Source organism: Flavobacterium psychroterrae, assembly GCF_018380615.1.
Classification (GTDB): domain Bacteria; phylum Bacteroidota; class Bacteroidia; order Flavobacteriales; family Flavobacteriaceae; genus Flavobacterium; species Flavobacterium psychroterrae.
Genome location: NZ_JAGYVZ010000026.1, coordinates 17,653 through 37,808, shown reverse-complemented (window position 1 = coordinate 37,808; position 20,156 = coordinate 17,653). Strand labels below are relative to the sequence as shown.

Genomic DNA, 20,156 nt, shown 5'->3' with positions numbered 1-20,156 from the left:
GCTTTTTTTTATGTTAAAATAGAAAGTTTTTGGGATTATGGATTTCCGTAAAATACTGGTTTTAATTGGGTTTAAATTTGAATAATTAAATCAATTTAAATTTAAAATTATGAAAAAATTAGTCGTTTTATTTAGTTTATTCTTCCTTGTTTTGGGCAGTAGTATTGAAGCCCAAAGTGGTCATTACAAAAGTGGAAAAGGTAGTTCTCATAAAGGAGGAAAGTATAAAAATTCCAGTACAAATAATCACTATAAAAAAAGAAAGTAGGATTTTTTGACTTCGATTGACATGAAAAAGGGTTCGTCAAAAGAAGTTTCCGAATTTAGAAAAAACTTTAATTAACTAAACCTAAAAAATCATGGGCTTTCGATTTCAAAAAAGAGTAAAACTTGGAGGAGGATTTGGATTAAACATAAGTAAATCCGGTATTTCTCCAAGTTTAAGAACAAAAATGGGAACATTTAGCAAAAGCGGATATTCTACAAAAACCGGTATTTCCGGGCTACGATATCAAAATAGCGGATGCATGATATTATTTGCATTTACAGGATTGATAACATTTTTAATTTATATCATATAACACTAAACAATAATGGGATACAGAAAAGGATATTATAGAAAAGACGGAACATATGTTCAGGGACATTTTACCAACACGAGATCAAGATCATATTCAAACAAAAATAAAGGATGCATGTTGATTGTTTTATTAGCAATGACATTGGGATTAGGGATTTCATGTTCTGATTCATCAGATGGATCAAATGAAAATACAACTGATATATCTGGTTCAACAGGAAATTCATCAAACTCGTCAAACTCAAATTGCCCAACTAAAACTTGTGGAGATTTTAAGACTCAGCCTCAGGCACAAGCAACTTTTGAAAGTAACAAAACTTGTTACAAGAACTTAGATGGTGACGGAAATGGACGCGCGTGTGAAAACCTGCCTAAAAAATAAAATAGAAAAACATGATAACACTAGAATTGCAAAGCCATTTTTTAAGATTATATCAAATGGCATTATCAGACGATCAATTTAATGTTTTAGAACTTCAGATGTTATATCACTTTGCTGATGAACGAGGAATTTCAAAAGATGAACTGGATAAACTTTTCCTAAATCCAATTAATACGCAATTGCTTGTACCTGAAACCTTAAATGCAAAAATTGAATATTTATACGATTTTACAAGAATCATTTGGGCAGATGGAAAAATTACCGATGATGAAGAAAATATGCTAAAAAAGTATTGTAGAAAATTTAATTTCCTGGACGAGAACATTAACGAGTTAGCGAGTTATCTCATTGATTGCGTTCAGAAAAACATTGGAAAAGAAGAAATTATTAATCAGCTAAATTCATAAATAATGAAGTCACTTACACAATTATTTAGTTTAAAAAAAGCAGAAGATGCGCTGGCAAATGCTTTTGAAGAAAATGAAAATGATCACGAGCAAATTAGAATTACGTATTATCAAAGTGGATTTGCAGCATCAATAAAGGCAACGGGAAAACCTATTGTTCTAAAAGCTTGTTTACAAAATTTATATATGAGTTTTGAAGATCAATGCCGAGAACAAAAAGTAGAACAAGACAGATTAAAGCAACCTTATAAGGAAGAGCAGGAAAAAAACAGAACGGAGCTTAAAAAATCTGAAGCTGCAATTGGAATCTACGAAAAGAAAGAACAGGATGTAAATATTGAAATTGATCAGATAAAAAACGAAATTATCGAGGTAAAACGCAATCCTGATAAATACGGAATTGAAGATGGTAAGGGATTAAAAGCGCAGTTTTATATTGGATTGTTTTTATTACTTCCTATAACACTTTATGTTTTAGTATTTTATATTTCGGCTTCATATTCTGCATTTTTTAAGGAATTTGCAAATGATAGTTTAACAGCTGCCATTTTTGATGCAAATGCTTTAACGAATTCTTTTAATGCAAGTTGGCTTGAAGGCGTTTTAGTAACAACAATTCCGTTTGTATTTATGGGTTTAGGTTATGTAATTCATATGGTTCAAAAAGGAAAAGGAATCAAGAATATTTTCAGGATCATGGCACTTTTTGTTACCACATTTTTGTTTGATGCTTTACTGGCATATCAAATATAAAAGAAAATATATGAGTTTAATAAAACCACAGATTCCGCTCCTTATAATTTAAATATTGCTCTTGGCGAAGCTGAATTTTGGATGATCATATTTGCAGGTTTCGTTGTTTACATAATCTGGGGACTTGTTTTTGATTTTGTAATGAAGGAATTTGAAAATATCGATAAAATCAGAGCATTTATAAGAGGTAAAAAAGAAAAATTAATCGACTTAGATAAACTAAAAGCAGATTACATCAATAAAGTAAATGACTTTAAACAGCAAATTGTTACCATAACAGGAAAAGTGGCTGAACTGCAATCTAAAATTGATGGTTTTGTATTTCCTGTAAAAGAATATCTGCATTATCATCATCAATATAAAGAAGGATGGTTTCAGGCAATTAATACCGAAATAGCTTTACCCTATACTGAAAAAACAGAATTATTAGAAAGCTGTGATCTTTTTTCAGAAGAGCATTTAAGTAAATTAAACTTAGTAGATCCTGATTTTCAACATTTAGTATATTCTAAAAACTAATAGCTATGAAAAACATTTTGACAGTAACCGCAATGTCTTTATTGCTGGTTTTAACGATCTCGTGCAAGAACGATTCTGATAAAGAAGAAAAAAAAATCGCAGTAAAAAGTCCGGCTGAAGAAAATTATAATATTAGTATTTTACTTGATTTATCGGATAGAATTAGTCTTCAAAAAAATCCCAATCCTACAATGGAATATTACCAACGGGATTTGGGATATATTAAATCAATTTCTGAGGCTTTTACCCAACATTTAAAATCGAAAAGAATAAGACAAATGGATGATAAAATGCAATTGTTTTTTAATCCGGAACCTCTTGATCCCGCAATAAATTCAATCGCTAAAAATTTGAGAATTGCTATTGATAAAAACAATGCTTCGAAGGATTTACTAAATTCAATTAACTCAAATTATGCTACGAAAACATCAAAAATTTATGATTCGGCAATAAAAGATAATAAATATGTTGGTTCAGATATTTGGAACTTTTTTGATAGTAAAGTAAAAGATCAATGTATTGAAAATAGTTACAGAAATATACTTATTGTATTAACTGACGGATATATGTTCTATGAAGGAACGGTAATAAAAGAGGGAAACCGGACAACTTATATTACTCCTGAACTGATTAGAAAAAACAAATTAAACACGCAGGATTGGGATAAAAAAATGCATGAACAGGATTTCGGGTTTATCAAAGCAAATGAGGATTTATCAAATCTGGAAATTCTAGTAATCGGGATAAATCCAAATCATAATAATGCATACGAAGAGAAAGTAATAAAAGCATATTGGACAAAATCGTTTACAGAAATGAAAATAAGTCGTTTTGAGATTAAAAATGCTGATTTGCCATCGAATATGGAAACTATGATTAAAGATTTTATTCTAAAAAAGTAAATACTAATTTACATCATCAATTTATTTAAAGAGGAACTTTTTTCGTCCTCTTTTTTTCTATTTAAAGAACTTCTTAAAATTCTTTTGCATTTACGGATTTCCATAAAATACTGGTTTTTATTGGTTTTACATTTGAATAATTAAAAACTCAAATAATAATAATAATAATAATTAAAACTTAAAATTATGGAATACAAAGTAGTACCATTTATCGCTTCAATTGATCCTAAAAAAGGAACTTCAAATCATGTTGCTGAACAACTTGAAAGCTTAATAAAAAACTTTACAAATCAAGGTTGGGAATATGTACGCTTAGAAAGTGTATCAACATTTGTTCATCCAGATAGTGGCTGTTTTGGATTTGGAGGTCGACCAGGCTACACAACAAATAATCAAATGGTTGTTTTTCAGAAAAAATGAAATATCTAATACTATTCATTATTCAATTGTATTGGAAATTTATTCCTCCTTCTAAAAGAAAAAGATGCATTTTTAAAAAATCCTGTTCCAATCATGTATTTGAAACAACTCATAAAGAGGGATTTATTAAGGGATTAAAAGCATTTCAATTTCGATATAAAAATTGTCGGGGAAACTTTCAAATTTTTAAAAATCCAATAAATAATCAGATACAAATGATTCTTCCCTCTCAAATAATTATTGACAGGGAAGAAATCGCTGAAAGGCTAATCAATTTTTAGTCAGTGCAATATTAAAATCCAGTATAAATACGCATTTTAGACAATGCATTTCTAATTAGATTAGCAACTAATAATCGATCCGGATTCTTTGATTTAAATCATACTAAATATCTGTTTTATAAATTTCACCCAACGCCTATGTCAAAAAACTACCTAACCTTAATTTTGTTACTCTTAATTTTTTCCTGTAAAAAAGCTTCTGCTCCTCCTCCACTTCAGATCAATTCTTTTTACAAACAAGTTGTCAGAATTACTCCGGATGACCGAAAAACAATTACACCGGACGAAGCCAAAACCTATCATATTAACAACACGTACCATTACGAATACAGAACCGGAAATCCGGGACAATATGAATACAATTATGATGTAAAAGGAATCAATATAAAAGGCGATTCGGTTTACGGGAACATCAATGTTCAGGGAAAATATGGCGCAGGAATTTTAATTTGTGATTCTATTGCCGATATCGAAATCAATACGGAATGGATTTCATACGGAAAACTAAAAGCCATTGACCTTAAAGGAAATGAATATCAATTAATTGTCAAATAAAAACTCTAATGAAATACATTTTAATCCTACTCTTTATTGTATTTACTTCTTTTGATTTGCCCGAAACTTCAGTTTATATCTGCGCTTCAACCGGTGCTAAAAAATATCATTTTAAAGAAACCTGCCGGGGTTTATCATCTTGTAGCCATGAAACGGTAAAAACATCCCTGAAACAGGCACAAGGTTTAGGGCTCACGCTTTGCGGATGGGAAGATTAAATATCTTCTTATTTTGTTTATTTAATCATTTGATAATAATCACTTTACGTTTAATTCACATTAGTTTTATTAATTTGAATAAAACTAAACGTTATGAAATTTTTCAATCTAAATTTTCTGGTTTCCTTCAAAGAATGGCTTTTTTTAAGAGCCATGCAATCGTCTTTCCTTCATTAATACATTACAATTAAAATAAAGGAAAACTTATTTGAATGAATAAAATTGAGAACTCATTTTTAAACAAAAACCAATTTGGAGATGATTTCTTGTGGGGTGTTTCAACCGCCGCTTTCCAAATTGAAGGGGCTCATGATGCCGATGGAAAAGGTTCCTCTATCTGGGATGTTTTTACAGCTCAAAAAGGAAAAGTAAAAAACGGACATCATGCGCTAACCGCTTGCGATTTCTATAATTCATACCAAAATGATATTGACTTAATACGCGAACTAAACATTCCGAATTTTAGGTTTTCGATCAGTTGGACCAGAATTATGCCTACAGGAATTCATCCTGTAAACCAAGCCGGAATTGATTATTACAACAAAATCATTGACTCTTTATTAGCTTCCGGGATAGAACCGTGGATTACGCTTTATCATTGGGATTTGCCCCATGTTTTAGAAACAAAAGGCGGATGGACCAATCGGGAATCAGTTACATGGTTTTCAGAATATGTGGCTGTTTGTGCACAACATTTTGGCGATCGGGTCAAAAACTGGATGGTAATTAATGAACCTTCGGTATTCACAGGCGCGGGATATTTTCTGGGAATTCATGCTCCGGGAAAAAAAGGCATTACCAATTATCTTAAAGCCATGCATCACGTTACGTTGGCAACCGCAGCGGGTGCAAAAATACTTCGTGATAAAGTTCAGGATGCTAATATAGGAACTACTTTTTCGTGTACACATATTGAACCTGCAACGCAAAACCAAAAAGATATTGATGCTGCAAAACGGGTCGATACTTTGCTAAACCGTACTTTTATTGAGCCTATTTTAGGATTAGGTTATCCGCAAGCGGATTTGCCTGTGCTAAAAAAACTCAATAATTACATTTTAGCAGATGATCTCAATAATCTTGCTTTCGACTTTGACTTTATAGGACTGCAATGTTACACCCGCGAAGTCGTAAAATCATCAATACTGATTCCGTATATTGGTGCCGAATTAATCAGTGCCGAAAAAAGAAATGTGATTTCAACTGATATGGGATGGGAAGTTTATCCGCCCGCACTTTACGAAGTCCTTAAAAAATTCAACGAATACAAAAACATAAAAAAAATCATTATTACCGAAAACGGTGCCGCTTTTCCCGATATTCTAACCAACGGAAAAGTATATGATATCAAACGAACCCATTATATTCAGGATCATTTAGAACAAATTCTAAAAGCCAAAAAAGACGGTCTTAACGTCGAAGGATATTTCGTTTGGAGTCTTACCGATAACTTTGAGTGGGCAGAAGGTTATAATGCCAGATTCGGGTTAATTCATGTTGATTTTGATACACAACAAAGAACTATTAAACATTCAGGATTATGGTTTAAGGATTTTTTATCTTAAAACTGATGTTTCAAAAACACAAAAAGCCTTTTGCAATTAAATGTGAAAGGCTTTTTGCATTTGAAATAAAATCATTTATCGCTGAACTCTAAAACTATATTGCTGTTTTAAGATTCCAACATGAAGCTTGCCATTATTTTTTAAAAATGCTGATACAATAATATATCTTTCTTCAGGATACTTTATCTCATAACTAAAAGTGGTATCTCTTACTTTAAACTGAAGTAAATGTTTTCCATCATCTGATATTGGCAGTTCTGCTGTTTCATATTCAGGCATTGCATTTGTTGCTTTTAAGTTAATATCCTGAACTTTCTTCTTATCCAGAAGTACCTCCAGTTTTAAGTTGTCCAATTTCATATTTGTGGGTTGCTCAAACGAGACAACATATTTTTTACAACCAAAAGCGGATAAAACAATTAATACTACTAGAAACTTTTTCATAAGGATATTTTTAAACTGATAGTTCTACAATGAACATTTATTATAATGTTTTATAAATATAAACCCGTTGGGTGCAATTAAGTTAAAATACAAACTGTATAAATTAGAACGCGGATAAAACAGATTTGCTTTGCAAAAACGCAGATTTTCGCAGATTTTTATATGGAATTAAAAAAGATCCGTGTAAATCCGCGTCGAAATATATGTTTTTTTTTAATTACACCCAACGGATATAAATATAAATAATTTTATTCCAAAATCCAGCGATGAGTAAAAATCCAGTTTTATTGTCTTAAAATTCAGTAATGACAGGAGGGGAATTTCCGAAAAAAAATTCACATTTTAAAGCAAAAAAAGCACTTATTTCATTGATTTCATTAGGTTTATACGCATTTTTTTCTTATCTTTAAGGTGTAAACAAACAGATATTAATATGATAAAAAACAAACTTTTTAAAGGTTTCAATTACTCCTCAAAAAATTATTCTTTTTACTTCTTCATGCATTTTGATTCTCAAAATGCTTCAAAGTTTCATTCAGAAACTATTCTGTCTCCTCTTTCTTCTGCACAAAATATAAAACAGCAGAAGACACTAACGCGACAGATCCAATCCCAACCATAATTATTTTTCCTCGATATATCTTCTGACCTATTTTTTCAGAAAATATATCTCCAAAATTAAAGAAAAGATTTCCTCTATCAGGAACTTCTTTCGACTCTTCATTTTTATTTTCCACAAACTAAATGTAATTCTATGATTGATTTTTTCAACACTACATTTTTTGTCTTTTTTTAATAGTCCAAGACAACCTTTTTAGGTTTTTTTGCCTCTATAATATAAAGGTCAGATTGGTTTTTGCGTTCAAATAACACGTTCAAACAATCCTAAATTCCCATGCAATGTATTTTGTTTTAAGGAATTTTTGGGAATCCCGGGAAAACGCGGGAATTCCGGGAATCCCTTATCAACAAAGGCCTCAAAGCGCCTTTACTTTGCAATAGAAATTAGTTCAAGTTTATATCTGCAGATTAAACAAAAAACTTAAAACTAGTTCAATAGCAATGTAGAAAACAGTAAGACTGAGTTTATCCGAGAAGTATAAAACAACGTCTTACAGTTCTACAAGCTTTACTTCTCAAAAATCAATTGGTATTGCCATTAACAAGCTCTGGATAAAGCCGGACAGCAATACCTATGTCTAATTTCTAAATTAAATAAAAATGAAAAATTTAATCCTATTTATCGCTTTTGCGCTATTGTTTACTATATTTTCTTGTACTCCTGACGAATACGAGACACAAACCAAACAGGATATACAAAAAACTGTTCAACCATTAAAAGCGACTTACGCTGATGGCCCTGGTGATGGTGGTGTGACAACTCCACCTACACCTGACACTGATCACTAAAAATATATTTTTAGTATCTAATTTATTACTATTTTCGGGGAAAGTAAATTTATATGTTACGGTCCCCGTTTTTTTGTTTTATTATCCTTCTTTTTCTTATTTCCAAAACTATTTCTTTGGTAGCGTATGGAATAGTAGAAATCGGTCGTTTTTATCTTTGAATAATTCTTTAGGAACAACTCCTGAAAGTCTTTTGATTTCTTTAATAAAATGATTTTGATCGGTGTAATTCAGTTCAGGAAAAAGTCTTCCTTCTTTAATATGTTCCAATGATTCCTTGAATCGTACAATATTACAATACGCTTTTAAGGAGATTCCGAAATGATCATTAAAATAACGGTTGATCTGACGGCTGTTCCAAAATACTTTCTCCGATAATTCTTTTACTGACATTGCCCCATTTGAGGCATAAATCAATTCAAATAATTTTTGCTTTCTGGGATCGATATCCGGCTTGATAAGCGAAATCATTTTAACGGAAACTTTATCGCAAAATTGGTCAAAATCATTTAGGTCCTCCTTTGTAATTCCCCAAAAATCTTTTGGCAAAGCATCAGCAGTATTTATTATTGAAGCCGCTTTTACATCTAACAAATATTCAATCGCCAGAAGTTTAAAACTTATAGCAAACAACAGTGCTTTTGGCGGAATCGCAGTTTGCGCAGGTTCTGTTTCCAAACCCATTCGCATAATATGAAAAGATTGTTCCGGCGAATAAAAAAACATAATATCAAATCTTCCGTTAGGCAAAACAACAATTTCATGTGGCGAATCTGATGTATTTTCAAGCATCCATAAATTTTCTACAAAATCAGAAAGCTCTGGTTGAGGTTTTATTATTTTTCGTATTATATCGTTACTTGCTGACAAATCTCTGTTTTAGTTTTAAACTCAAATTTCATTTTATAAAAATAATCTATTTTATAAGACCAACCCGTTGGATACAATTAATTTCAACACATAGAAACATAGAATTATTGAAGTCTTAAAAAAGGCGTTTCACTTATTTAAAACACACATAGCGGACTATGTGAAAGAAATGTATTTCTTTTTAAAGTTCTTTTTTACACATAAAATCTATGTTTCTATGTGTTAAATATTTTTTTTAATAAAAATACACCCCACAGGTTAGACTCGATCATTTAAAAATAAAAAAGCCTTTCAAAATTTACTCTTGAAAGGCTTTTTATCTACAAATTAACAGGCAATATTATTTCCATCCGCCTCCTAAGTCTCTATAAACATGGACAGCAGCATTTAATTGTTCTTTTTTGGTGTCAACCAGTTCTAATTTGGCTTCTAATGCATCACGTTGCGTCATTAACACTTCGAAATAATCAACTCTCGCCGATTTAAACAAATCATTAGAAACATCAATAGAAGTATTCAAAGCATCAACTTGTTGTGATTTAAGATCGTATCCTTTTTGAAGGTTTTCAATTTTAGAAAGCTGATTCGAAACTTCTAAATAAGCATTTAAAACTGTACGATCGTAGTTATATAACGCCTGAAGTTGTCTTGCATTTGCGCTAGCAAATTCGGCTTTGATTGCATTTCTGTTAATCAAAGGTGCAGCAAGATCTCCAGCTAAAGAATATAAAATTGATTCCGGAAATGTAAACAAATACGATGGTTTAAAAGCATTTACTCCCACTGCAGCCGAAATATCCAATGAAGGATAAAACTCAGAACGAGCTACTTTTACATCTAACTTTGCCGCAACTAATTCCAGTTCTGCTTGTTTTACATCAGGACGATTTGCTAATAATTGTGACGGAATTCCTGAACTTACAGCAGCAGGTAATAAACTTAAGAAGTTTGTGCTGGTTGTTCTTTTGATTTCCTGTGGATATCTCGCTAACAAAAAGTTGATTTTATTTTCCGTTTCTTTTATTTGTTGTAAAATTCCAAATTCCAGACTTTTTGAAGTTAAAACCTCAGCTTCAAATTTCTTAACGCCTAATTCTGTCGCTCTTGAAGCCTGCTTCTGAATTTTCACAATTTCTAAAGCATTACTTTGCAATGTAATCGTTTGTTTTACGATATCTAACTGGGTATCTAAAGCTAATAATTCATAATAAGAATCAGCAACTTCGGCAATAAGATTTGTAATTACAAAGTTTTTACCTTCAACTGTTGCTAAATATCTGTTTAACGCTGCTTTTTTAGAATTACGCAGTTTTTTCCAGATATCCACTTCCCAATTGGCATAAGCAGAAATGGTAAAATCACCAAGCGGATCAGGAGTTTCAATTCCGGGTTTGATTTCTGTAGTAGCATCACCGGCTCCCTGGCTTGTATATCTACCCACTTTTTCAACTCCAGCTCCGGCGCGAACGCCAAGTGTTGGTAATAAAAGTCCTTTTTTTACACGAATATCATTCTTTGCGATTTCAATTTCTTGTAAAGTAATGTTTAATTCCTGATTGTTTTTTAAGGCAACATCAATCAGATCTACAAGGTTTTGATCTTTAAAATAATCTTTCCATTGTAAAGCTGAGGTGTTGTTTGAATCCTGAGTTTGAGCTGTTGTGCCAAATGATTCAGGAACTGGCGTACTTGTAGTAGGTGCTGCCTCAGGCGCAGGGGCTTTACACCCTGCAACCGTAAGACATATACCTAATGCAATACCATATTGATATGATTTGAATTTATACATGATTGTTATCAATTTCTTCTGTTAATGGATTCTCTTCTTCATGTTTCACTAATTTGTGTTTCTCGGCTATTTTTCCAAAAATGTAATACAATCCCGGAATCACAAATACACCACAAATAGTTCCTATAAGCATACCTCCGGCAGCGGCTGTACCAATAGTTCGGTTTCCAATTTTACCCGGTCCACTAGCAAAAGCAAGAGGTAATAAACCTGCAATAAATGCAAATGAAGTCATCAAAATAGGACGGAACCTCGCTTTAGCTCCTTCCATTGCTGCTTCAAGAACAGTTCTGCCTGCTGCGTGTCGTTGTATCGCAAACTCTACAATCAGTACGGCATTTTTACCCAGTAAACCAATAAGCATTACCATGGCAACCTGAGCATAAATGTTGTTTTCTAATCCTGTTATTTTCAATAATAAGAAAGCTCCAAAAATACCTGCAGGTAATGAAAGAATTACTGATAATGGCAGAATAAAACTTTCATATTGTGCTGCTAAAACCAAGTACACAAATCCTAAACAAATCAGGAATACCCAAATTGCCTGATTACCCTGAGCAACCTCATCGGCAGAAATACCTGCCCAGTCAATGTCATAACCCCTTGGTAATTTTTTAGCGGCAACATCCTGAATTACTTTAATTGCCGTTCCGGAACTATATCCCGGAGCTGCACCACCACTAATTTCAGTTGAGGTGTACATATTGTGTCTTGTAATTTCAGAAAGACCGTATACTTTTTCTAATTTCATAAAAGCTGAAAAAGGAACCATTTCATCATGGTTGTTTTTAACATACAGCTTCAGGATATCATCCGGTTGTGCACGATATTCCGGTGCAGCCTGAACGATTACTTTATAGTTGATTCCGTATTTAATAAAACTGATTTCGTAGTTACTTCCCACAAGAGTTGACAAAGTATTCATGGCGTTTTCAATAGAAACTCCTTTTTGTTGTGCCAAATCATTGTCGACTTTCATCATATATTGAGGGAAACTCGCACTAAAGAAACTAAATACGTTAGATAACTCCGGACGTTTGTTCAGTTCTTCAACAAAATCTTTATTTACAGCTTCTAATTTTTTGAAATCACTAGAACCTGTTTTATCAAGTAAACGAAGTTCAAATCCTCCTGCTGCTCCATATCCCGGAACTGCAGGCGGTTGGAAAAATTCGATATTAGCACCCGGAATATCTTTTGATTTTTCTTCCAGTTCATCCATAATTTCCTGAACAGATTGTTTACGATCGTTCCAGTCTTTTAAGTTGATCAAACAAGTTCCTGCATTTGATCCTGTACCTTCGGTCAAAATCTCATAACCTGCTAATGACGAAACTGATTTTACTCCCTCGACATCTTCGGCTATTTTTTGCAATTTAACTGCAATATCATTTGTTCTTTCTAATGATGAACCCGGAGGTGTTTGAATAATGGCATAAAACATTCCCTGATCCTCATTTGGGATAAACCCTGAAGGAACCGTGCTGCTAATCAACCATGTTCCTGCACAAAAAACAAGAAGCGCAATAATAGTAACGGCTCTTCTGTTTACAATTTTAGCAAGTACATTTTGATATTTGCCCTGAGCAAGGTTAAACTTATTGTTGAAACCATCAATAAATACATTTACGGGAGTACGTTTTTTAGGTTTACCGTGATTGTTTACAAGCATCATTGCACAAAGTGCCGGTGTCAAAGTCAAGGCCACAATACCCGAAAGGATAATTGCTGTTGCCATTGTAATCGAGAATTGTCGATAGAATACTCCCACAGGACCAGACATAAAAGCAACCGGAATAAATACGGCAGCCATCAGGAATGTAATCGCTATAATAGCTCCTGCAATTTCGTGCATCGCTTTTTTAGTCGCTTTAAGCGGAGAAAGATGTTCTTCTTCCATCTTGGCGTGAACGGCTTCAATTACTACAATCGCATCATCGACAACGACCCCAATTGCTAAAACCAAAGCAAATAATGTAATTAAGTTCAACGAAATATCGAAGAATGTCATGAAAACAAATGTTCCAATTAAGGAAACAGGTACCGCAATTGCCGGAATAATAGTAGAACGCCAGTCTCCTAAGAAAAGGAAAACTACTAATCCAACTAAGATAAAAGCTTCGATCAAAGTATGAATTACTTTTTCGATAGATGCATCTAAGAATTTAGAAACGTCATACGAAATTTCATAATCCATTCCTTTTGGGAATTTCTTTTTAATAGTTTCTAATTTTGCTTTTACATCTTCAATAACCTGATTAGCATTACTACCAAAAGATTGTTTTAATACAATTGCCGCAGAAGGTCGACCATTTAAATTTGAATAAATATCATACATCGAACTTCCAAATTCAACTTTTGCAATATCTTTTAAACGTAACAATTCTCCGTTACTGGTAGATCTTACAACAATATTCTCGTATTGTTCTTTCGTAGTAAAACGTCCTGAATATTTTAATACATACTCAAAAGCCTGAGAACGTTTACCGGAACTTTCCCCAGTTTTACCGGGAGAAGCTTCTAAACTCTGACTTGATAATGCTTCCATTACTTCATCAGCAGATATTTTATAAGCTAACATACGGTCCGGTTTTAACCAGATACGCATTGCATATTCTCGTGTTCCCAGAATATCTCCTGATCCTACACCATTTACCCTTTTTAATTCTGATAATACGTTGATATCGGCATAGTTGTATAAGAACTTCATGTCGGTATTTTTATCCGTACTATAAAGATTCACATACATTAACATACTCGGAACCTCACGAGTAATCTTTACACCTTCTCTCACTACCAACGGAGGTAATTTATTAGTAACCGAAGCTACACGGTTCTGTACGTTAATTGCAGCCTGATTAGGATCTGTTCCTAAGTTAAAAACGACCTGAATACTCGCTTCACCATCATTTCCTGCATCAGAAGTCATATATTTCATTCCGGGAACTCCGTTTAGAGCTCTTTCTAACGGAATAACAACTGATTTAATCATCAATTCTCCGTTTGATCCAGGATAATCTGCCGTAACATTTACCATTGGAGGAGAAATCGAAGGGAACTGCGTAATAGGCAAATTCAATACCGACAAGATCCCTAAAAAGACAATGACTAACGATATTACTATCGACAATACAGGTCTTTGAATAAATTTATTAAACATTTTTATATTTTTTTAATGATTAAACCAAATTGGAATAGCATTGTAAAATGTGAAATATATTCTGTAAACTGTTACTGAATACTGACACTGAATTACTTATTCTGCTTTTAATCGTAAATTATTAACCACCTTTTGAGGAGCTATGTAAGTAAAGTTGATCTTGTCATTTTCTTTTACTTTCTGAACTCCTTCAAGTAAAATTTTATCATTTTCAGTAATTCCGCTGCTTACAACATATAAATCAGGGATTTCGCCAGTAATAGTAATTTCCTTAGAACTTACTTTATTGTTTTTGTCAACGATAAAAACGTATTTTTTATCCTGAATTTCGTAAGTCGCTTTTTGCGGAATCACGATCGCATTTTTAAGAGGAACAAGCATTTGAACTTGTCCGGTTTCTCCGTTTCTAAGTAATTTTCCAGTGTTTGGGAATCTTGCTCTAAAAGCGATATTTCCAGTTTCATTGTTAAATTCACTTTCTATAACTTCTACATTTCCTTTGTATTTAAAAAGTTCTCCGTTAGCTAAAAGCAATGAAACTTTGTTTTCAGCACGGTCTTTTATGTCCGTTTGGTATTGTAGATATTCCGGTTCAGATACATTGAAGTAAGCAAACATTTCACTATTGTCTGAAAGGCTTGTTAGTAATTCACCCTCGTCAATTAGACTTCCTAATTTTAACGGAATTCGGTCAATTGTTCCATCAAACGGCGCTCTGATTTCAGTAAATGATAAATGTAGTTTTGCTAGTGAAACTTCCGCTTTTGCTGATTGCAATTTTGCCTGGGCAACACTTAGTTCGTTTTTAGAAACGATATTTTTATCTGCCAGTAATTTTGAATTTTGCAATTCAATTTCAACAGATTTTTGTTCAGCCTGTGCTTTAAGTAGCTCAGCCTGATACATATTTGGCATAATTTTAAACAACAGTTGCCCTTTTTTTACAAACTGTCCTTCATCAACATAAATATTTTGTAAAAAACCTTTTTCCTGGGCGCGGATTTCAATATTACGTACAGATTTAATCTGTGAAACGTATTGCTTCGTAAACGAAGTGTCAATTTTTACCGGATTAGTTACAGTAAACTTTTCCGCCTCTTCTTTTTCTTCTTTTTTAGTAGTACAACTAGTAAGGCACACAAAGGCAATTAAGCCTGTGAACAAGATAATTCTTTTCATGATTTTATTGGAAATTAAGCGATTGAATGCTTGGAATACAGAGATTCCTTTAGATGAAAAAATGCATCAGGCAGCCTTAGTTAGAACTTAAATTTCATATAAGATGAAGTAGAAAAAAAATACATCAACAAGATATGCAGGATCACAACTTAGGTAACCGATGTATACTGTTGAATCAAATTCTTAAAACTCGTTGAGTAATGTAAATAGGATTTGAGTTGCCACAAAATGGCACGAAGATTTTAAAACGATTGTAATCATTTACAATAGTCTGGCTTGAAAAGGAAAGATACCAATTATCAAGTAAACTGTAGTTTGTTGCAAAAAACTTATTAGTAAGTCCATCTTTAAGATCATCACTTCCAAGATATTCTTCTTCAGCATCAATATCTGCATCTTCAATAATTGAAGATCCCTGATCCTGATTCGTAAATTTTACTCGGTGTTTTTTCTCAAGAGTATGCTTGTGAAAGTTTTGTGGAGTACCAGCATTAAGATATTGACCTCCGCCTAACAGAAGCAAATTCATGAATACTAAAAATACTATTAACTTTCTCATTTGGGTGCGAAAGTAAGCAAAGTATCGAAACAAAAAAATATTTTTTTATAAGCTTTAACATTTAACAAAAGCGAAAACGTTTTCATTGTTTTATTAAGTATCATTAATATTAAATTCTTATTTTTTTATGCGAAAAAATCATAAAAAAAAGACCACAAATTAGAATACTTTTAAGAATCAATCTTTGATAATCTAAAACCCATCAAAATCGTAAATAATTGATGCTCTATATATTATTCAGTAATTTCGTTGTTATTTCTACAGTAAAATTTCCATTATAGTAAATTCCTGTCCCTCTTTATTAAAAGTTTTACGAGTATCAATCATCTTAAATTTTTCGTAAAAAGTTTTCTTGTTTTTTCTGGCATTGCACCAGACTTTTTTCATTTTTTTCTGTTTTGCGAGTTTCAAAATATATTTTAAAAGCTCAGAAGCGATTCCTTTTTGCTGAAATTCTTCTAAAGTTGCTAATTTTCTAAACTGCATTTCCTGATCAGTAATAAAACAAGAAACAATTGAAACTAATTTTTCCTGATCAAAAAAGCCAAAATGCAATCCTGAATCATCTTGTTCTAATTGTACAAATTCAAAAGGCTGATCCGGCCACATTACTTCATGCCTGATTTGCCAGGTTTGTGAAGCTTTGATTTCTCTTATTTCCATAAATAGTATTTCTTCAAGAGTACAAATTTACTTATTATGCATAAAAAAAGGGAATCAATTTGATTCCCTTTTGTCTATTTTACTTTAACATAAAATCGTTCTATGTTATTGCTGGTTATTTTTTCTACACCGTTCTCTCCTGTTTTACCTACATTAATAACATGTAATTCATTTCCATCGTCATTTATATTGCAATTCCAGATTGTACCATCTGATAAAATAATATCAGAAAACAAAGAATCTGATTGTTCTTTATTGTAGTACGCTAATTTTTCGGTTTTAATCAGTTTCTTTTCCTGCGTTTTTGTATTCCTCTGATAAAATAAAATCTCATTTTGTGTTATTAGCACAATTTCATCAAAATCTTTATTTGTATAATCACTCGCTTGTTTTGCTGCCCAGACTGGTTTATCACCAATCATTTTCCAGGTACCCAAAGCATGGGTCATTATATTTTGCCTTAAAATCGTTTTTAGAGTATCTACTTTTTTAATAGACTCTACACCTATTTCACTATCAGGTTTAATTTTAGAAGCAACATAAAATAAATCAATTGCTTTTTCAAAATCTGCCTTTTTGTATGATGCAACAGCTAATTCATATCTGCTCTTTTGAAATGCAATTTTTGAATTGTTTTGCGCTACAGTTTTAAGAGCAATTAACAAAACGATAAATAGTAATTTTCTTTTCATTAACAATGTTGGTTTTATTTTTTGCAAACGTAGTTTTTTAATTTGAATTATGTTTACGGTTTCCCACATTTGTTTTATTTACAGAAAAAGAAAGGTTTTGATAACAAAAAAAAGGAAATCTATAAGTTTAGACTTCCTTTTTTACGATATTCGTTTTCTTACAAAAATTAAAAATCAAATTAATTTGAGAAAGAATACAGGATTTTCATCGCTTTATCGGTATCTTTTTTATTAACAAAAATATGATCGTGATAAAAAGCAGCTACCACATTACAGCTAATTTCATGCTCTGAAAGTGCTTTTGAAAATGCTGCTGTTAAACCTACAGCTTCTAATGACGAATGAACTGTAAGCGTAATCCATGGCATCACGACTGAATAATCCAGTTTTAATGCATCAGCCAATTCTTTTTTAAGAATTAGTGTAACGGCTTCTTTTTCTTTAAAAAACATTTCAACTTCATTGAGATTTACATTTTCTAAATTATCGACTTTACAAAAAACATAATCGCCTGAATTATATTCCGGTTTCATACTTTTGAGTAATTGCTGTAAATCTTTTTGTCCAGACATTCTTGAATTATTAAAATTATTTTACAGCAAAAGTATTATCCTCTGGTGTTGCATCCATAAAAATACCGCCATCAACAGCAATTTGTTTCACTTGTTTTTTACTTTTTAAAGCAACAGCAACAGTTTTAGAATTTGCTTGCCAAACTGAAGGAGTTTGATGCAAAGTTTCTATGGTATTATCTGAATAGGTGACAATTACATCAAACGGAATCGCGAAACCTCCAACATTTTCAACAGTAACTACATTTTTAGCGACATTTTTAACCGAGATATCGATATAATTATTGGTAAAAAACCAGTTATTAAAAAACCAGTTCAGATTTTTTCCTGAAGCAGTATTGAATGAATTAAAATAATCCCAAGGAATTGGATGTTTCCCGTTCCAATTGTCCATATAAGCATGAAGAGATTTTTTGAACACATCATCGCCCAATAAATCTTTTAAAGCGAGATAGGATAAAGAAGCTTTTCCGTAAGAATTATTTCCGTAACCTGCATCAGAAACCTGAGATGACATGGAGATTATGGGTTGATCTTCTTCGGTTGATTTATCTTTGATATATCCTTGTACTCTAAATTGTTTGTAAAATTTATCTGCAGCTTCTTTTCCATGTTCTGCAATTCCTATTAAATATTCAAAAGTAGTTGCCCAGCCTTCATCCATAAAAGCATAACGCGTTTCGTTGATTCCCATATAAAAAGGAAAATAAGTATGTGCTACCTCATGATCCTGAACCAATTGTGCAAAAACAGGATCGCCCATTTGCGAATCGTTACACATCATAGGATATTCCATATCTGCGAAACCCTGAAAAGCCGTCATTTTAGAAAACGGATATGGAACTCCCGGCCAACTGTGTGAAAAATAATCCAAAGCATATTGGTTGTTTTTTACCGAGTTTACAAAATCAGTTCCCTTGATATCATACGCCGCCTGAACGCTCGCACGACGATTTGTTTTTTTATCGACAATTACGCTGCTCGCATCCCATAAATAATGATCGCTTAAACCAAAACAAACATCTGAGATATTTTTGGCTTCAAATTTCCAAACGTTCCAGTCGTTTTGTTTTGTGACAATTCCGGTTTTCATTTCTTGCTCGTTTGCAATGTGCAGAATTTCATCTGTTGTATATGATTTTTTTAAACGTGCCGAAAACTCCGGTTGTAAAACCTCATCAGGATTTAATAAATCACCCGTTGCATAAACCACATAATTTTTAGGCGCTTTTACCGAAAATGTATAGTCATTAAAATCATTATAAAATTCCTGACGATCTGTGTGAGCCAGTCTGTCCCATTTATTATAATCATCAAAAACGCTTACACGAGGATAACTATAGGCTACAAAAAATGTTGTTTCATCTATTTGTCCTTCTCTTCCGCTCTCTTTTGATAAAGGATAATTCCAATCGATATTAATGGTTACCTTAGTATGTGGCGGAACCGGTTTTTTCATTTTGATATTCCCAACCGTTCCCCATTTTCTGCCATCTTCTTTATAAACTTCTCCGGCAATTTTTAATGACGTAATTGTTAATCCATCACTTAAAAAATCATCACTTACGCTTCCGCTTCTTGGCGAAGATGGCTTATGCAGATTGTTTACAAACCTGATTGGTAAATTTTTTAAAGTATCGGTACTATTATTTTCGTAAACAATGGTTTCAGTTCCGGTAACGATTTTCGTTTTTGGATCTACGCTAATTTCCATAGTATATTTCCCGTGGTTCTGCCAATAGTTTTTTCCGGGTTTTCCGTCCATCGAGCGCGTTCCTTTCGTGTAAGCATCTTTTATATTTCTTGGCATATAAAGATCTTGTGCAAAACTATTTTGTGCCAAAAACAAAAAGGCAATAAACAGTAATTGAAGTGATTTTTTTCTCATAAGTGGTTTCTGAATTTTGATTTAATATTGTTTATAATATTAGAAGATTTTTTTAACAATAAGTTACAAGAATCTCTAAAAATATTTTTATGTTTTGGTTAACTTGCCACAAAGGTACAAAGGACGCAAAGATTTTTTTAATTTGTTTGTCATTTCGATTTCTATGCTAATACAAATCTTTTTCATACGGGATTTGGTTTTTATTTCTCGCAGGTTTTACAGATTGAGCAGATTTTATTTTGACAAAGATGTCATTCTTCAAAATACCAAACTAAAGAAACTTAGCCTCTCAGAATCTCCGCAGCTTCAAATAGAAAAACCGCCTAATTCTAAAAGAAAAAGACGGTC

Annotated in this window: 24 protein-coding genes; 13 read left to right on the top strand and 11 right to left on the bottom strand. The window is 32.4% G+C overall.

Annotated elements, in window-relative coordinates; genetic code table 11:
* Nucleotides 1–109 precede the first annotated feature (109 nt).
* From KHA90_RS21025 to KHA90_RS20975, 12 genes are all read left to right on the top strand, one after another.
* Nucleotides 110–268, top strand: coding sequence for a hypothetical protein (locus KHA90_RS21025; protein ID WP_161595792.1), 159 nt, complete (start codon nt 110–112; stop codon nt 266–268).
* Between the two features lie 91 nt (nt 269–359).
* Nucleotides 360–581: a DUF4236 domain-containing protein gene (locus KHA90_RS21020; protein ID WP_213306070.1), complete on the top strand. Its 222-nt coding sequence runs from the start codon at nt 360–362 to the stop codon at nt 579–581.
* Between the two features lie 12 nt (nt 582–593).
* On the top strand, nt 594–962 hold the full coding sequence (locus KHA90_RS21015) for an excalibur calcium-binding domain-containing protein (RefSeq protein WP_244860497.1): 369 nt from the start codon (nt 594–596) through the stop codon (nt 960–962).
* An 11-nt stretch (nt 963–973) separates the two neighbouring features.
* Complete coding sequence (locus KHA90_RS21010; RefSeq protein ID WP_213306067.1) at nt 974–1,369, top strand: co-chaperone DjlA; 396 nt, start codon at nt 974–976, stop codon at nt 1,367–1,369.
* Between the two features lie 3 nt (nt 1,370–1,372).
* Nucleotides 1,373–2,122: a hypothetical protein gene (locus KHA90_RS25515; RefSeq protein WP_244860495.1), complete on the top strand. Its 750-nt coding sequence runs from the start codon at nt 1,373–1,375 to the stop codon at nt 2,120–2,122.
* A gap of 81 nt (nt 2,123–2,203) precedes the next feature.
* Nucleotides 2,204–2,641, top strand: coding sequence for a hypothetical protein (locus KHA90_RS25510; protein WP_244860493.1), 438 nt, complete (start codon nt 2,204–2,206; stop codon nt 2,639–2,641).
* Nucleotides 2,642–2,646: 5 nt separating this feature from the next.
* Nucleotides 2,647–3,543 (top strand): hypothetical protein, encoded by an 897-nt coding sequence (locus KHA90_RS21000; protein ID WP_213306064.1) that lies wholly within the window; start codon nt 2,647–2,649, stop codon nt 3,541–3,543.
* A gap of 186 nt (nt 3,544–3,729) precedes the next feature.
* Entirely contained in the window at nt 3,730–3,963 is a 234-nt protein-coding gene (locus tag KHA90_RS20995; protein ID WP_213306061.1) for a hypothetical protein, read from the top strand.
* Nucleotides 3,960–4,244, top strand: coding sequence for a membrane protein insertion efficiency factor YidD (yidD, locus tag KHA90_RS20990; RefSeq protein ID WP_213306058.1), 285 nt, complete (start codon nt 3,960–3,962; stop codon nt 4,242–4,244). The genes KHA90_RS20995 and yidD overlap by 4 nt, the downstream gene beginning before the upstream one ends.
* A gap of 138 nt (nt 4,245–4,382) precedes the next feature.
* Complete coding sequence (locus KHA90_RS20985; protein WP_213306055.1) at nt 4,383–4,799, top strand: hypothetical protein; 417 nt, start codon at nt 4,383–4,385, stop codon at nt 4,797–4,799.
* Between the two features lie 8 nt (nt 4,800–4,807).
* The gene (locus tag KHA90_RS20980) at nt 4,808–5,017 is read left to right on the top strand and encodes a hypothetical protein (RefSeq protein ID WP_213306052.1); all 210 of its coding nucleotides are present in this window, start codon (nt 4,808–4,810) and stop codon (nt 5,015–5,017) included.
* Between the two features lie 212 nt (nt 5,018–5,229).
* A complete protein-coding gene (locus tag KHA90_RS20975; protein ID WP_213306050.1) occupies nt 5,230–6,582 on the top strand; it encodes a GH1 family beta-glucosidase in 1,353 nt (450 codons plus the stop codon).
* A gap of 75 nt (nt 6,583–6,657) precedes the next feature.
* On the opposite strand, the gene KHA90_RS20970 is transcribed toward KHA90_RS20975, so the two are convergent.
* Together KHA90_RS20970 and KHA90_RS20965 are read right to left on the bottom strand one after the other, a co-directional pair.
* The gene (locus KHA90_RS20970) at nt 6,658–7,026 is read right to left on the bottom strand and encodes a hypothetical protein (protein ID WP_213306047.1); all 369 of its coding nucleotides are present in this window, start codon (nt 7,024–7,026) and stop codon (nt 6,658–6,660) included.
* Nucleotides 7,027–7,568: 542 nt separating this feature from the next.
* Nucleotides 7,569–7,763 carry a hypothetical protein gene (locus KHA90_RS20965; RefSeq protein ID WP_213306044.1) on the bottom strand — a complete coding sequence of 65 codons (195 nt, stop codon included), beginning with the start codon at nt 7,761–7,763 and terminating at the stop codon, nt 7,569–7,571.
* Between the two features lie 484 nt (nt 7,764–8,247).
* Between KHA90_RS20965 and KHA90_RS20960 the strand changes: the two genes are divergently transcribed.
* The gene (locus tag KHA90_RS20960) at nt 8,248–8,436 is read left to right on the top strand and encodes a hypothetical protein (RefSeq protein WP_213306041.1); all 189 of its coding nucleotides are present in this window, start codon (nt 8,248–8,250) and stop codon (nt 8,434–8,436) included.
* A 108-nt stretch (nt 8,437–8,544) separates the two neighbouring features.
* Here KHA90_RS20960 and KHA90_RS20955 read toward each other — a convergent pair whose 3' ends face one another.
* From KHA90_RS20955 to KHA90_RS20915, 9 genes are all read right to left on the bottom strand, one after another.
* Entirely contained in the window at nt 8,545–9,306 is a 762-nt protein-coding gene (locus KHA90_RS20955) for a helix-turn-helix domain-containing protein (RefSeq protein WP_244860492.1), read from the bottom strand.
* Between the two features lie 340 nt (nt 9,307–9,646).
* Nucleotides 9,647–11,095: a TolC family protein gene (locus KHA90_RS20950; protein ID WP_213306038.1), complete on the bottom strand. Its 1,449-nt coding sequence runs from the start codon at nt 11,093–11,095 to the stop codon at nt 9,647–9,649.
* Nucleotides 11,088–14,255 carry an efflux RND transporter permease subunit gene (locus tag KHA90_RS20945; protein WP_213306035.1) on the bottom strand — a complete coding sequence of 1,056 codons (3,168 nt, stop codon included), beginning with the start codon at nt 14,253–14,255 and terminating at the stop codon, nt 11,088–11,090. Before KHA90_RS20945 ends, KHA90_RS20950 begins: the two co-directional genes overlap by 8 nt.
* A 96-nt stretch (nt 14,256–14,351) precedes the next feature.
* Nucleotides 14,352–15,434: an efflux RND transporter periplasmic adaptor subunit gene (locus KHA90_RS20940; protein ID WP_213306032.1), complete on the bottom strand. Its 1,083-nt coding sequence runs from the start codon at nt 15,432–15,434 to the stop codon at nt 14,352–14,354.
* A 175-nt stretch (nt 15,435–15,609) separates the two neighbouring features.
* Nucleotides 15,610–15,993 carry a hypothetical protein gene (locus KHA90_RS20935; protein WP_213306029.1) on the bottom strand — a complete coding sequence of 128 codons (384 nt, stop codon included), beginning with the start codon at nt 15,991–15,993 and terminating at the stop codon, nt 15,610–15,612.
* Nucleotides 15,994–16,251: 258 nt separating this feature from the next.
* Complete coding sequence (locus KHA90_RS20930) at nt 16,252–16,656, bottom strand: GNAT family N-acetyltransferase (protein WP_213306026.1); 405 nt, start codon at nt 16,654–16,656, stop codon at nt 16,252–16,254.
* 74 nt (nt 16,657–16,730) lie between these two features.
* Nucleotides 16,731–17,348: a hypothetical protein gene (locus KHA90_RS20925; protein WP_213306024.1), complete on the bottom strand. Its 618-nt coding sequence runs from the start codon at nt 17,346–17,348 to the stop codon at nt 16,731–16,733.
* Nucleotides 17,349–17,527: 179 nt separating this feature from the next.
* Entirely contained in the window at nt 17,528–17,920 is a 393-nt protein-coding gene (locus tag KHA90_RS20920) for an ACT domain-containing protein (RefSeq protein WP_213306021.1), read from the bottom strand.
* Nucleotides 17,921–17,936: 16 nt separating this feature from the next.
* A complete protein-coding gene (locus tag KHA90_RS20915) occupies nt 17,937–19,808 on the bottom strand; it encodes a M1 family metallopeptidase (RefSeq protein ID WP_213306018.1) in 1,872 nt (623 codons plus the stop codon).
* Between the last annotated feature and the right edge of the window lie 348 nt (nt 19,809–20,156).